We start from the raw sequence: 14,903 nt of genomic DNA, 5'->3' as shown, positions 1-14,903 counted from the left end.
CGCCCGCTGTTGTGCCCTTCGCCCGCCCGTCATTCCCTGCGGAGCGATCGATGACAGCAACAATAGGGGGAGAGGAACAAGCATGCAGATAGTCCATATCGCCATAGGGTGCGGCCTGCTGGCCGTGCTCTACGGGCTTTTCACCAGTCGCCAGGTGCTTGCCGCACCGGCGGGCAACGATACGATGCAGGCGATCGCGGGGGCGATCCAGGAGGGGGCAAAGGCCTATCTTGGCCGCCAATATACCACCATCGCGGTGGTCGGCATCGTCGTCGCCGTCCTTGTCTTCCTTTTCCTGGGGATCACTTCTGCCGTCGGCTTCCTGATCGGCGCGATCCTGTCGGGCGCGGCCGGTTTCATCGGCATGAACATCTCGGTCCGCGCCAATGTCCGCACAGCAGAGGCGTCGCGCGGCACGCTGCAGAGCGGCCTCACTGTCGCCTTCCGGGCCGGCGCGATCACCGGCATGCTGGTGGCGGGCCTCGCCTTGCTCGCGATCAGCGTCTTCTTCTGGTATCTGACCGGCCCGGCCGGCCATGCGCCCGATGACCGTCTGGTGATCGACAGCCTGGTCGCGCTCGCCTTCGGCGCCAGCCTCATCTCCATCTTCGCGCGGCTGGGCGGTGGCATCTTCACCAAGGCGGCCGATGTCGGTGCCGATCTGGTCGGCAAGGTGGAGGCCGGCATCCCGGAGGATGACCCGCGCAACCCGGCGGTGATCGCTGACAATGTCGGTGACAATGTCGGCGACTGCGCCGGCATGGCGGCCGACCTGTTCGAAACCTATGTCGTCACCGTCGGCGCCACCATGGTGCTGACCGCATTGCTGGTAACCGGCGTCGACAATGCCTTCCTGATGCGCTTGATGGCCTTGCCGCTGATCGTCGGCGGCGTGTGCATCATCACCTCGATAATCGGCACCTATATGGTCCGTCTCGGCGCCAGCCAGTCGATCATGGGCGCGCTCTACAAGGGTTTCTGGACCACCGCGATCCTGTCGATCCCGGCGCTCTGGTTCGTCACCCATTATACGCTGGGTGATCTCAATACCCCGTTCGGCACCGATCTGGATGGCGTCGGCGGTTATACCGGCATGGCGCTGTTCTGGTCGATGATGGTGGGCCTTGCCGTCACCGGCCTGCTCGTCGTCATCACCGAATATTATACCGGCACCAATTATCGCCCGGTCCGTTCGATCGCCAAGGCATCGGAAACCGGCCATGGCACCAATGTCATTCAGGGCCTCGCCATCAGCCTGGAATCGACCGCGCTGCCGACGATCGTGATCGTGATCGGCATCATCGTCGCCTATCAGCTGGCGGGCCTGATCGGCATTGCCTTTGCCGCCACCGCGATGCTGGCGCTGGCCGGCATGGTGGTCGCGCTCGACGCCTATGGTCCGGTCACCGACAATGCCGGCGGCATCGCCGAAATGGCCCATCTCGACGACAGCGTCCGGGTGAAGACCGATGCGCTCGACGCGGTCGGCAACACCACCAAGGCGGTGACCAAGGGCTATGCCATCGGCTCGGCCGGCCTGGCGGCTCTGGTGCTGTTCGGCGCCTATACGGAGGATCTCAAATTCTACAATTCGGCCCTCGGCCTTACCGAACCGGTCGATTTCAGCCTGTCCAACCCCTATGTCATCGTCGGCCTGCTGCTGGGCGCGCTGCTGCCTTATCTGTTCGGTGCGATGGGGATGACGGCGGTCGGCCGCGCGGCCGGCGACGTGGTCAAGGATGTGCGCGACCAGTTCGCCACCAACAAGGGCATCATGGAGGGGACGTCGCGCCCCAATTATGCCCGCACCGTCGACCTCGTCACCCGCGCCGCGATCAAGGAAATGATCATCCCCTCGCTGCTGCCGGTGCTCGCGCCGATCGCGGTCTATTTCATCATCGCGGCGGTGGCAGGCGTGCCCAACGGCTTTGCCGCGCTGGGCGCGTTGCTGCTGGGCGTCATCGTCTCGGGCTTGTTCGTCGCCCTGTCGATGACCTCGGGTGGCGGCGCCTGGGACAATGCGAAGAAATATATCGAGGACGGCCATCATGGCGGCAAAGGCAGCGAGGCGCACAAGGCTGCGGTGACCGGCGACACGGTGGGGGATCCCTACAAGGACACCGCCGGCCCGGCGGTCAACCCGATGATCAAGATCACCAATATCGTGGCGCTATTGTTGCTCGCGGCGCTTGCACACGGCGCTTAACCCGGTTTTAAATCGCCGGACTGACGATGACCCCGCCCGGTAACGGGCGGGGTCATGTTTGACTGGGGGGTATGTTTGAAACCAATTCTTTCCGCCGCAGCCTGCGCGCTCGCGGCTTTTGCACCTGCTGTCTCTGCGCAAACCGATGCGACCAAGGCCGACGCTGCCAAGGTGTCCGCGACAACCGCCAAGACCTGGCCGATCGAGGCCTTCGCCGAACTGCCGGCAATGGATTCACCCGAACTCTCGCCTGATGGCGCGCGCGTCGCCGCGCGGATCGCGATCAAGGGCGTGCAGCAATTGGTGATCGCCGAAGTGAAAGGCGGCAATGTTCGCACCATGGGCCTGGGCGAAAATGACCTCAACTGGTGGCGCTGGGTCAATAATGACTGGCTGATCGTCGGCATCGGCGCAGAAACCAATGTGCAGGGCATGCCCTGGTCGATCAGCCGCGTCGCCAGCATCAAGGCGGACGGCACCAAGGCCAGCATCCTTGCCAAGGCTGTCGCCGCGCAAAATGGCGACGATGTCATCTGGGTCGCCCGTGATGGCAGCCCGCGCATCCTGCTCTCCTACCAGACCTCCATCTATTATGATGATCTTGGTTTCTGGCCGCAGGTTAGCGAGGTGGACGTCAGCACCGGCAAGATGCGCACCGTCGTTGCGTCGCGCCAATATGTGCGCAGCTGGTATGCCGATGCGACCGGCGCGGTGCGCATGGGGGTGGGCTATAATGACACGACCCGTTCCTCGAAACTGCTCTACCGCCCCGATGGTCGCGGCAGCTTCCGCGTGGTCGACAAGGCTAATCGGCGCCGCCATGAATCGCTGATCGTGCCGATGCTGTTCACTGCCGATCCGGGTAAGGCGATCGCCAGCGACGATCGCGACGGCACCGATGCCTTCTATGAACTGGACCTAGGCACGCTTGAATTGGGCAAAAAGCTCTATGAAGCGCCCGGCTTCGATCTTGGCGGGCTGGAGGTTGATGCCGCTGGCACCGGCATGGCGGGCGTGCGCTACACGGCCGATGCGCCAGCTGTTCACTGGTTCGACCCGACTTTGGCGAAGATTCAGGCGGATATCGACAAGGCCGTGGGTGATCGCCGCGCGCGCATCATCTCGACCAGCCAGGACTTGAAGAAACTGATCGTCCATGTCGGTGCGGCCAGCCAGCCGGGGGCCTATTATTATTATGACACCGATTATGGCGCCATGTCGCTGCTATCGAAGGTCAGCGAGACGCTGGGTGTCCGGCCCCAACTCTCCCCGGTCAAGACGATTCGCTACAAGGCGCGTGACGGTCTGGAGATCGCGGCGGTGCTGACCCTGCCTTATGGCAAGGAGGCGAAGGATCTTCCTTTAATTCTGATGCCCCATGGCGGCCCCTTCGCCCGCGACGCGGAGACCTGGGATTGGTGGGTGCAGTTCCTGGCCAATCGTGGCTATGCGGTGATCCAGCCCAATTATCGCGGCTCATCGGGCTATGGCACGGAATTCGCGGCCAAGGGTGAGGGGCAATGGGGCCGTGCCATGCAGGATGACCTCAATGATGCGGTCGATTGGGCAGTGAAGCAGGGCATTGCGGACGCCAAGCGGGTATGCGTCGTCGGCGCCTCCTATGGTGGCTATGCCGCGATGCGCGCGGCCCAGCGCGATGGCGGTAAATATCGCTGCGCCGTCTCCTATGCCGGCGTGTCGGATCTGGGCGCGATGATGCGCTATGACCGGCGATTCCTGAATTCCGGTGCCAGTGGCGACTGGCTGAAGGAGCAGGCGCCCGATTTTGCTGTCGTCTCGCCGATCAATTATGCTGCCGGCTTCTCGACGCCGATCCTGCTGATGCATGGCAAGAAGGACCGGCGCGTACCGGTCGGCCAGTCCCGTGAAATGGCGGAAAAGCTCAAGGCTGCCGGCAAGGTGGACGGCCGCGACTATATCTATGTCGAACAGCCGCTGGCCGACCATTTCTTCTCGCGCCAGGCCGACCGGCTGGAATTTCTCCAGCAGCTCGAAGCCTTTCTGAAAGCGCATAACCCCGCTTGATCGGGGCGCGGCGCGACCGTCAGAAGTCGCGCCGCAACTCCAGGAAGACGGTGCGCGGCCGACCGACAAAGGCGCCCTTGCGCGCGTCGAAGGTGGCGACGGCATAGGTCTTGTCGAAGATATTCTCGACCCGGATCATCGCCTCGGCAAAGCCCAGATCCTGGGTGATGCTGCCGTCGAACACGGTGAAGCCGGGAATATGCGCGCCGCGCCGGTCGATCTGCCCCGACACATATTGGCCGCCCAGCGCCAGCGCCGTGCCCCAGGCAGGGATCTGATAGCGGGACCATAGCCCGGCCTGATGATGCGGGGCGTTGGGGAAGCGGCCGCCGACCGCATTGTCGATCGTCGCGCCGTCCGCACTGTCGGTGATGCGCGCGTCATTATAGGCGTAATTGGCGGTCAGCACCCAATTCTTGCTGATGTCGGCCGCCAGCGTCAGCTCGATCCCCTTGCTGGTGACTTCGCCGACCGGCGACAGCTGGTCCAGGCCATTGACCGGTTCCAGATCGGGATCGACCTGCACGATGCCGTTGCGCACGATATGATAGAGCGCGATCGTCGGTTGCAGCTTGCCTTGCATCAGCTCGCCCTTGGCGCCGACCTCGAACTGGCGGCTGGCGATCGGGGCGAAGGGGCCGCCGACCGCCGGATTCTGGTTGCCGGGGCTTTGCGGCTCGAAACTCTGGGCATAGCTGCCATAGAGGGACACCGACTGCACCGGCTTGTAGATGCCGCCAACGCGCCAACTCCAGCGACCGCCATCGGCATAGGCGCCGCCAATCTCGTCCTTGTCGTCGAACCAGTCATGGCGCACGCCGCCGACCAGGATGACATGCTCGCCAATATCGGCCTGTTCCTGCGCATAGACGCCATAGCGATGGGCGCGTGATGCATTCACTTCCGGGGTCAGGCCGGCCAGATCCGCCTCTGTCGGATTACTCAGGCCATAGACGGGGTTGTTGAGCGACAGGCCCGGCACGCCCTTGATCGTCACGCCGCTGAAATCCTGGGTCTCGCGATACCAGTCGGCGCCGACCAATATTGTATGCTTGATCCCGCCGGTCTCCAGCCTGGCGATCATGTTGCTCGCCAGGCTCGCGCCCTCGATCGTGCGATGCTGCGACCGGAATTCGCGCGGCTGGGTATCGACCACGCCATCGCCGTCGGTGTCGATCGGTCCCAGCGGTTCATGATAGCGCTGATATTCGGTGTAGCGGAACCAGCGGCCCGATGCATTGATGCTGACCGCATCCGACAGCCGGCTGTCGAGCCGCGCCTGCAGCACGGTGCCCTTCAGGTCCAGTCTGTCGTTCTTTTCATTATGGGTCCAGCTCCGGTCGGCCAGGAAATTGCCGTCCGCATCGATCGCCACGCCACGCAGCCGGTTGCCGGGCCGATCCTGGTCATAACGGGTCGCCTGCACCGTCAGGCTGGTGTCGGGCGCCAGATTGAACTTCAGCCCGCCGTCCGCGACCAGGCTGCGGCTGCCGGAAAAGCGCTGCACCGTGTCGAAACTCTCGTAGAACAGGCCGGCCCGCCCGGCGACCACGCCATTAGCGTCGATCGGCCCGGTCACTTCGCCCGACGCGCCATAGCGATCATAATTGCCGACCACCGCGCGCACCGATGCGGCGAACTTGTCCTGCGGCTTCTTCGTCACATAATTGACCATGCCGCCGGGCGAACTGGCGCCGTAAAGCATGCCGACCGGCCCCTTCAGAAACTCGACCCGGTCGATGCTGAACAGGTTCGGCACGGCGAAGCCCTGGAACGGGTCGCCGCGCAGCCCGTCATAGAACATCGATTCCTGTCGGAAACCGCGATAGGTAACGGTGGCATATTGGTTGGCGCTGACGCCGGCGACATTGCGATAAAGGTCGGTGATGTCGCGTGCGCCCTGGTCGCGGATCAGCTCGCTGGTGATGACCTGGACCGACTGGGGAATGTCCATCGGATCGGCCGGGATCTTGCCGATCTCGCTATCCTCGACGCGATAGAGTTTCTGCGCGCGGGCGGTGACCAGGATGTCGCTGTCGCCGGCGGCCGCATCGAGCGGGGCCTGCGCCAGCACGGGCAGTGGTGCAAACAGGAAGGGCAGGGCGCAAAGACGCGCGAGGCGGAGGCTGGGCAAGGCGGCGATCCCGTTAAAATGGATAAGGAATGGAGCTGGTTCGCTCCTTCTGGCCTCTCCCCAATGTCGCTCGGCTAATGATATTGCGACTATATTGCAATATGTAACAGGCTGATTTGGCGCGACATGTTCCGGCCTGCCGAATGCCGGACGGAGGATGTGCACATCAGCAATTGTCCGGACTGCCATTGTCACAAAATGGCAATCAAACTGACGCTGGCATGTAATCGAATCGTCATAGAGGCCCGCCAACCCTGTTGGAGAGCAATGCCCGATGCGCCGCCTGTCCCTCTGCCTTTTTGCCCTGATGGCGCTGCCCGCGACCGCCCATGCCAGCGAGGATGAGCAACTCTGGACCACCACCAGCGCGACGGTGAAGCTGTCCGACCATTGGCGCCTCCAGCAGGAGATCGTCGCCCGCTTCAGCAATGATCGCGACGGCCTGTACGAGGTCGAGAGCAACACGCTGGTCGGTTACAAGCTCGACAAGAAGGTGACGGTCTGGGCTGGTTACACCCATGACCCGCAATATGATGGCGGCGATTTCACCGTGATGGAGCATCGCGTCCGCGAGCAGGTGACGGTCGACAATATCCTCAAGCTCGGCCCGGTGTCGGTCAGCGCGCGGATGCGGATGGAGCAGCGCTGGCGCGAAGGAATTGACGGCACCGCCTGGCGCCTGCGTCCCTATGTGAAGCTGACAATGCCCTTCAAGGAAGGCGGCAAGACCGCGCTGATCCTCAGCCATGAGAGCTTCATCGATCTCAACAAGACCAATTTCCAGCGTGTCCAGGGCGAGGAGCGGATGCGGAACCTGATCGCGATCACCACGCCGCTGGCCAAGAATGTGAATGTGGAGATCGGCTATCTCCACCAGCATGGCTTCCGCTCCGATGCCGACGACAGCAACGACAATGTCGCCTCGCTCTCGCTCAGCTTCAGTTTCTGATCGCTGGATTGATTGGGGGGAAGGGAATCCTGTTGCGACTGATGAAAGAATTAACGTTGCTCTCTTGAAGGAACGGAATTTGCGATACTTCGAGAAATGGTGCGGAGACGACATCGAATTGGAGCATCAGGATGCTGAATTACAGTGAAGTCAAAGCATCGATGCTTTCGGCCAGCAGCGCGCGCTGGTTATCTGGCAGCGCCTCCTTCTCACGGACGGCAGTTCGCTGCGGCTCGACAATTTTCCAGCGACGGATACGGCTGGATATGCCGGGCTGGCCGACAATGTCGATTTCTACAGTTGGTCCCGGCTCAAGGGGATCGCCATCGCAACGCTCCTGGATGTTGGATCGGAACTGACCATCAAAGGTGAAAGCGACGTCAGCGGCGCTCCCCCTGCAGCCGATCTCCCGTGGATGAGCATTTGTTCCAGGAGGCCGGCTGCAGCTTGTCCTTCTATCTGACGCCAGTAACGGGCGCGCTTGCGTTGCCCGATTGCCAGCCACCGCCAAGCGCCTTGAACAGATCGACGCGCGCGGTGGACAGTCGCTGGAGCGACGTCGCCTGCGCCGTTCGGGCGTCCAGTAAGGCCGATTGTGCAACAAGCACATCCAGCAGGCCGACAGACCCTGCCCGATAGCGCTGGCTGGCGAAATCGAAAGCGCGGGTCGAGCGAACTTCAGCCTCGTCAAGAGCGGCCAGCCTTTCCTGTTCACGCCCGACATTGGTCAGTGCCTGTTCGACCTGCTTGAGCGCCGTGATGACGGTGCCGTCGAAGGCGGCGAGCGAGGCGTCCCCCTGCGCTTCGGCCTGACGGATGCGGGCACGCGCGACGCTGATATTGGGGAAGCTCCAACTGAGCAGCGGTCCCACCGAAAAGCTGAGACTGTCATTGCCGCGGACGCTGTCGTTGCGGAAGAAATTGCCCGACCCGCCCAGGCTGATCTTCGGATAGAGCGCGGCGGTCGCGACGCCGATCCGTGCCGTGTCGGCCGCCAACTGTCGCTCCGCCTGGCGCAGATCAGGGCGACGGCGCAGCAGGGATGCGCCGTCGCCCACCGGCAATGCCGCCATGGGGGCAGGCGGCGTCGTGCATTGCCGGGCAGCAGGGGGAATGTCGGCGGGTGTGGCGCCCAGCAGGGCAGCGAGTTCGAACAGCGCGACCTGATGCTGCGCTTCCAGCGCCGGGATCGCGGCACGCGCGGTTGCGGCAGCGGCGGCGGCACGCTCGACATCGAACTTGCCGACCGATCCGGCTTTTTCCTGCGCGGTCACAAGGCGCAGGCTGTCGGTGCTGACGCGCCAGCTATCCTGCGCCACGCCAAGCGCATGAGCATAGGAACAGGCGTCGAGATAGGCCCGTGTCGTTTCCGCCGCGACCGTCACGCGCACGGCATCGCGGGCCGCCTCCACAGCCTGCGCATCGGCACGGGCCGCCTCGACCGCGCGGCTGACGCGGCCGAACAGGTCAACCTCCCAACTCAGCGCCAGGCTGCCATTTTGCGACCATTGCGCCTGATCCTGGGTGAAGGCGCCGCCCGCGCCTTGCATTCCGTCGCCATAGCTGACCCCGCCATTGATGTCGGTGGCCGGCAGGCGTCCTGCCTTGGCCTCGCTCAGCGTGGCGCGGGCCCTGGCGAGATTGGCGGCGGCGACGCGCAGGTCGGTGTTGGCGGCCAGCGCCTGCGCCACCAGCGCATCGAGCGCCGGATCATCATAGAGTTTCCACCATTGGTCCGGCAGCGGCGCGGTCGGATCGAAGGCATTGGCCTGCGTCACGAAAGCGCCACTGGCGGCGGCCTTTAGTTCGGGACGGTGATAGTCGGGGCCAGCGGCGCATCCGCCGGCCATCAGCGCCGCGATCAGCGGCAAAAGAGATTTACGCATGGGCAAGGTCTCCCGCAGGCTGGGCGCCTTCATCGCCCGGCGCCGCCTTGCGATGGTCGCCGGCCAGCAGCGTGTAGAAAGTGGGCAGGACGAACAGGGTGAAGAGCGTGCCGATCAGCATGCCCATGACGACGACGATGCCGATGGCAAAGCGGCTGGCTGCGCCGGCGCCGCCAGCGAAGAGCAGCGGAACCAGCCCCGCTACCATCGCCGCCGTGGTCATCAGCACCGGCCGCATCCGGACGGCGGCGGCATGGCGGATCGCCTCCATGCGGCTCAGCCCTTCCTTTTCCTGCATCTCATTGGCGAAGGACACCATGAGAATACCGTGCTTGGAGATGAGGCCGATCAGCGTCACCAGCCCGATCTGGGTATAGATGTTGAGCGTGGTGAAGCCGAGATAGAGCGGCACCAGCGCGCCGCACACCGCCAGCGGCACCGTCACCAGGATCACGAGCGGATCGCGGAAGCTTTCGAACTGCGCCGCCAGCACCAGGAAGATGACGATCAGGGCGAAGGCGAAGGAGACGGTCAGCCGATCGCCCTCGGTCACATATTGGCGGCTGTTGGACAGCCAGTCGATACTGGTCCCGGCCGGCATCGGCTGCGTCTTCAGGAAGTCGACCGCCTGGCCCATGGTGACACCCGGCATCAGCACCGCGGACAGGGTAGCAGAGTTCATCTGGTTGAACTGCGGCAGCTTGTTGGGCTGCGGGCGCATCTCGACCTTTGCCACGGTGGACAGCGGGATCAGCGCGCCCGACCCGGCCTTGACATAATATTGGCCCAGATTGTCAGGCGTGACGCGCTTGTCGCGAGGCACCTGTGCGATCACGTCATAGCTGCGATCATGCCAGTTGAAGCGATTGACGTAATTTTCGCCCACCAGCACCGCCAGCGTATCGGCAATCTCCGCCATGGTGACGCCCAGTTGCCCGGCCTTGGCCCTATCGACGCTGATATGCGCCTCGGGACTGTCGAAGGCGAGGTCGCTGTCGACGAAGGCGAAGAGGCCACTGCCCCAGGCCGCGCCCTTCACCGCCTCCAGCGTCTGGTAGATTTGCGAGAAGTCATCGGAGGAACGGATGACCATCTGCACCGGCAGGCCGCCGCTGCCCGCCGGCAAGGGGCTGTCCTGGAAGGCGGTGGCATAGATGCCGGTGACGGCGCTGGTGCGGCCAACCAGTTCACCCTGAATGGCGTCGGCATTGCGTTTGCGGTCGCCCCATTCGGACAGGATGATACCGCCAAACCCATTATTGGTGCCATTGGCCCCGCCAGCATCGAACCAACTGCCGCGATATTCCGGGAAGGTGCGGAAGATGTCATCAACCTGGCGGTTGAAGCGCGAGATATAGTCGATATTGGCATATTGCGGCGCCTTGGTCGCGACGAAGACATAGCCCATATCCTCCTGCGGGGCGAGTTCGCGCTGGCTCCCGGTGAAGAGCAGGACGATCGTGCCGAGCATCGCCACGCCGACCACCAGCACCGCCGCGCGCGCCGCCAGCGTGCGATCGAGCAGTCGGCCATAGCCCTGGGTCAGCCGCTCCATATTATGCTCGATCGCCTGGCTCAGCCTGCCTTCGGCCAGCTTGGCGTTGAGCAGCTTGCCGCTCATCATCGGCGACAAGGTGAGCGCGATCACGCCCGACACGATCACCGATCCGGCCAGGGTGAAGGCGAATTCGCGGAACAGCGCGCCGGTGAGGCCACCCATCAGGCCGATCGGTGCATAGACTGCGGCCAGGGTAATGGTCATGGCGATGACCGGACCGACAATTTCCCGCGCACCGACCAAGGCCGCGTTGAAGGGAGAGAGGCCTTCCTCGATATGACGGTGGATATTTTCCACGACGACGATGGCGTCATCGACCACCAGACCGATGGCCAGCACCATCGCAAGCAGGGTCAGGAGATTGAGCGAGAAGCCGAAGGCCAGCATCAGCGCCGCCGTGCCGAGCAGCGAGAGCGGGATGGTGACGATCGGGATGATGACCGCACGGACCGAGCCGAGGAACAGGAAGATGACGAGGATGACGATGACGATCGCTTCAATGAGCGTATGTTCGACCTCCTCGATCGAGGCATTGACGAAATGGGCGACGTCGAAATCATTATGGACCTTCACCCCCGGCGGAGCGACCCGCTGCATCTCGGGGATCATTGCCTGGACGGCCTTTACGATTTCCAGCGGATTGCCATCGGGCGTCGGGGAAATGGCGATCGAAATGCCGGGGACACCCGACGACAGGGCGCCGGCATCATAATTCTGGCCGCCCATTTCCACCGTCGCGACATCGGCCAGACGAACGATACCGCCCGCCTCGCTCTTGAGGACCATGTCACGAAAGGCGCCGACATCACGCAGGTCAGTGCCGGCCGTGATGTTGATCGCCGTGTTGGCGCCCTTCAACTGGCCGGGCGAGGCCTGCACATTATTGGCGCGCAGCGCATTGGCGACGTCGCTGGCGGTCAGGCCGCGTGCGGTCAGCTTCACCGGATCGACCCAGATGCGCATGGCGAGCGGCGCGCCGCCGGTCATCTCCGCCGACGCGACGCCGGGGACGGAGGTGATCATCGGTTGCGCCACGCGGGTGGCGAAATCCTGGATCTGCGGTGGTGAGAGGGTCTTGCTGGAAAAGGAGACATATTGGATCGCCGATGCGCCGTCGGTGATCTTGGCGATGACCGGATCGGTCACGCCGGCAGGCAGACGATATTTCACCTGCTGCACCTTGGCGAGAATTTCAGTCATCGACCGCTCGGCATTGGCGTTCAGCACCAGCTTGGCGGCGATATGGCTCTTGCCCTGGCTGGAGGTGGAACTGAGATATTCGATACCGTTGGCGGTCGCGATCGCCTGCGCGATCGGCGTCGTGACGAAGCCCTGCATCACGTCCTGCGTCGCGCCCGGCAGCGCCGTGTCGATCGTGATCGTGGCGCTTTCCATCCGGGGATATTGGCGGATCGGCAGGCTGAACAGCGCAGCAAGGCCGATCAGCAGGATCAGCAGGCTGACGACGACCGAAAGGATCGGCCGGCGGATGAAGAGATCGGTGAAGGCCATGTCAGCGGCCTCCCTTGATGGTCGGGGCCGCAACCTTGACCTCGGCGCCCGGCTGCACCCGCAACTGGCCTTCGGTGACGATCACATCCCCGGCGCGCAGGCCGCGCGTGACGACGACATCATTGCCGACCCGGCGCCCAGTCTGGACCGGTACGATCTCCGCCTTGCCGCCAACGCGAGCATTGCTGCCACGAATGACGATGATGCTGTCCCCCTGCGCCGAGGTCTGGATCGCGGTGGCGGGCACGAGCAGCGCGCCCTGCTGCACCGGCAGTTCCAGCGCGGCGGTGACATACATGCCCGGACGCAATGCGCGATCGCCATTCCCCAACAGCGCCTGCACGCTGACGTTGCGGGTATCCGCGCCGATCTTCGGCTCGATCGCGTTCACCTTTGCCGTGAAGCGGCGGCCGGGCCAGGCATCGCTTGTAACGATGACCGTTGCACCAGGCTTCAATCGGCTCAGTTCCTGTTGCGGCAGGGCGAAATCCACGAACAGGCTGTCGAGCGCGGTCAGCGTCGCCACCGCATCGCCGGGATTGAGATATTGGCCAAGATTGACCTGCCGGATGCCCAATATCCCGGCAAAAGGTGCACGCACCTGCTTCTGGACCAGCCGTGCGTCGATCTGCTGCACGGCGGCGGCGGCCTGATCGCGATCAGCGCGGCGCTGTTCGAGTGTCTCGCGCGGTTCCGCGCCGGTTGGCGCCAGTTCCTGTGATCGGGCGACCTGAATTCCGGCAAAGGCTGCCTTGGCCTGCGCGGCACGGTGGTCGGCTCGTTCAGGCCCGTCGAACAATTGCACCAGCAGCGCGCCGGCTCCAACCGGTTGCCCCGCTTCGAAATGAATCGCTGAAACTCTGCCGGCAATTTCGGGCGACAAAGTGACTTCGCGCACGGCACGCAAAGAACCGACAGCCTCCAGCGCGGCAGGAATGTCGCGCGACTGCACGACCATGGCAGCGACCGGTACCGCTTGGGGCTGCCAGGCCTGCGCCTGGCTCGCGCGCCATCCACGCCAAAGATACAGGGTCCCCAGAAGCACGAAAAGCAGGACGATCGTCAGCAACATAGTGCGTGTCGGGCGGATCAATCGCGGGGCAGCGCGCGATGGTTCGGGCAGATTATGATCGCTCATGCTTTCACCTCCCTCCGCTTCAGGCGAACGAAGTGGGGCCAGAGCAGAACCGCAAGGCCGAAAGGATCGATGCTCATCGAAAATCCAGTTGGATAAGAGGAATATAGGCGAGATGGCTGCCGCGAAGTCACGCAGGACTCCGTCAAAGACAGTCGCTCATCGGAGAATGGGGAAGGGTCACAATCGTCTGCGCGCACGGGCTATCCTTCACGGGGACAGGACGTGCGTCGGCAAGAGCCGTAAACACCGCGCGTCATGCCCCGAAACAGGTTCGGGTTGACACCGCGGCGGAGAAGAACTTGCCACCTGGCAAGCGCAGGAGACACCACCCTGCAACTCTATTTCCGGCCAACATCGATTATTCTTGTTGCGAGAGGCTTGCAACAGGAATCGCTTTTGAGCGCGCCAATACGACGCGCGAACCATTGAGATCAGGAATAGCAAATCGACCTCCCTTGCGAATCAGGGAGTGCCTCTATAAAACCTCAATAATAGTTGAGGTAAAGCGATATCTCGTCCGCGACGATGTCGCTGCAAAATGGACATATCGATGCCGCTGGCAGCCACTGGTCTTGGTGTAGGTGAAGTCGCCCGGCGCGCCGGCGTGCCGATCTCGACGCTTCATTTCTACGAGGCACAGGGTTTGATCGAGAGCCAGCGGACCAGTGGCAATCAGCGGCGCTATCATCGCTCGGTGCTTCGCCTGATCGCGGTGATCAAGGTTGCCCAGCGTGTCGGCATTCCCCTTGCCCAAATCAAGGACAGCATCGCCCAACTCCCGTCGGGGCATGTGCGGGCAATGAATGACTGGTCTGCCCTGTCCAAATCCTGGCGTGCGGAACTGGATCGCAGGATTGCGCTGATGTCGAGCCTTCGCGATCAACTGGATAGCTGCATTGGTTGCGGATGCCTGTCGCTCGCCGACTGTCCCTTGCGGAACCCTGGCGACATAGCAGCCGGAGCCGGATCGGGCGCACGTGCATTCGATTGATCTGCAAAGATCTGGGCTTATCAAGCCTGAACACCAACCGGAAATGCCGTCCGTTATATGGTCATCGGGGATGAAAGTCTCATTGCCGATCGGCCGTCGGGTACAACCACTCGCTCGCTGAAGCGGTGACCATCTCCGTCACCCAGTCGATGAAAGCGCGAACCTGGGGCGCCAAATGTTGTCGATTGGGATACATGATCGAGAGCGGCCAGCGAATTGACCGCATTTCCGGCACAACCTCAACCAGCGAACCGGTCGATAGATGATCGGCCACGACCAATCCCGGCACTTGAATCAATCCCAAGCCATTAAGGGCACAGCCGACGAACGCCTCGGTATCGTTGACCATTATGCCGCTTCGCAGGGTGAATTGGGGCAAGCCGGGATCACCGGGCATGGACCAGGCTGTCAATCGGCGTCGAAACGGGACCCCCGATCGGCGCGCAAAAGGGACCCCCTTTCAAGGATGGCACGACGGTCGAG

Annotated in this window: 9 protein-coding genes and 1 pseudogene; 5 read left to right on the top strand and 5 right to left on the bottom strand. The window is 63.2% G+C overall.

Annotation, left to right across the window (positions count from 1 at the left end):
• Nucleotides 1-82: 82 nt before the first annotated feature.
• The gene (locus tag AC0KVN_RS20585; RefSeq protein WP_435567823.1) at nt 83-2,206 is read left to right on the top strand and encodes a sodium-translocating pyrophosphatase; all 2,124 of its coding nucleotides are present in this window, start codon (nt 83-85) and stop codon (nt 2,204-2,206) included.
• A 54-nt stretch (nt 2,207-2,260) separates the two neighbouring features.
• The gene (locus AC0KVN_RS20580; protein ID WP_435567824.1) at nt 2,261-4,252 is read left to right on the top strand and encodes an alpha/beta hydrolase family protein; all 1,992 of its coding nucleotides are present in this window, start codon (nt 2,261-2,263) and stop codon (nt 4,250-4,252) included.
• Between the two features lie 19 nt (nt 4,253-4,271).
• Here AC0KVN_RS20580 and AC0KVN_RS20575 read toward each other — a convergent pair whose 3' ends face one another.
• Complete coding sequence (locus AC0KVN_RS20575) at nt 4,272-6,386, bottom strand: TonB-dependent siderophore receptor (protein WP_435567825.1); 2,115 nt, start codon at nt 6,384-6,386, stop codon at nt 4,272-4,274.
• Nucleotides 6,387-6,660: 274 nt separating this feature from the next.
• On the opposite strand from AC0KVN_RS20575, the gene AC0KVN_RS20570 reads away from it, so the two are divergent.
• Nucleotides 6,661-7,335 (top strand): DUF2490 domain-containing protein, encoded by a 675-nt coding sequence (locus tag AC0KVN_RS20570; protein WP_435567826.1) that lies wholly within the window; start codon nt 6,661-6,663, stop codon nt 7,333-7,335.
• 154 nt (nt 7,336-7,489) lie between these two features.
• A pseudogene (locus AC0KVN_RS20565) lies at nt 7,490-7,717 on the top strand (TrbI/VirB10 family protein); the annotation flags it as partial.
• A 73-nt stretch (nt 7,718-7,790) separates the two neighbouring features.
• Here the strand turns inward: AC0KVN_RS20565 and AC0KVN_RS20560 are convergent.
• From AC0KVN_RS20560 to AC0KVN_RS20550, 3 genes are read right to left on the bottom strand one after another with little or no spacing between them, the layout of a single operon-like run.
• Complete coding sequence (locus AC0KVN_RS20560; protein WP_435567827.1) at nt 7,791-9,221, bottom strand: efflux transporter outer membrane subunit; 1,431 nt, start codon at nt 9,219-9,221, stop codon at nt 7,791-7,793.
• Nucleotides 9,214-12,291, bottom strand: a complete 3,078-nt coding sequence (locus AC0KVN_RS20555; protein WP_435567828.1) for an efflux RND transporter permease subunit — start codon at nt 12,289-12,291, stop codon at nt 9,214-9,216. The genes AC0KVN_RS20560 and AC0KVN_RS20555 overlap by 8 nt, the downstream gene beginning before the upstream one ends.
• Before the next feature lies 1 nt (nt 12,292).
• Nucleotides 12,293-13,429, bottom strand: coding sequence for an efflux RND transporter periplasmic adaptor subunit (locus AC0KVN_RS20550; protein WP_435567829.1), 1,137 nt, complete (start codon nt 13,427-13,429; stop codon nt 12,293-12,295).
• Between the two features lie 550 nt (nt 13,430-13,979).
• Between AC0KVN_RS20550 and soxR the strand changes: the two genes are divergently transcribed.
• Nucleotides 13,980-14,420 carry a redox-sensitive transcriptional activator SoxR gene (gene soxR, locus AC0KVN_RS20545; protein WP_100206951.1) on the top strand — a complete coding sequence of 147 codons (441 nt, stop codon included), beginning with the start codon at nt 13,980-13,982 and terminating at the stop codon, nt 14,418-14,420.
• A gap of 79 nt (nt 14,421-14,499) precedes the next feature.
• Here soxR and AC0KVN_RS20540 read toward each other — a convergent pair whose 3' ends face one another.
• Complete coding sequence (locus AC0KVN_RS20540; protein WP_483656368.1) at nt 14,500-14,817, bottom strand: LysR substrate-binding domain-containing protein; 318 nt, start codon at nt 14,815-14,817, stop codon at nt 14,500-14,502.
• Nucleotides 14,818-14,903 lie beyond the last annotated feature (86 nt).

This window comes from Sphingobium sp. SG1, from assembly GCF_057063145.1.
Note: the sequence above shows the minus strand (reverse complement) of the source record. Positions and strands in the feature narration are given on the sequence as shown.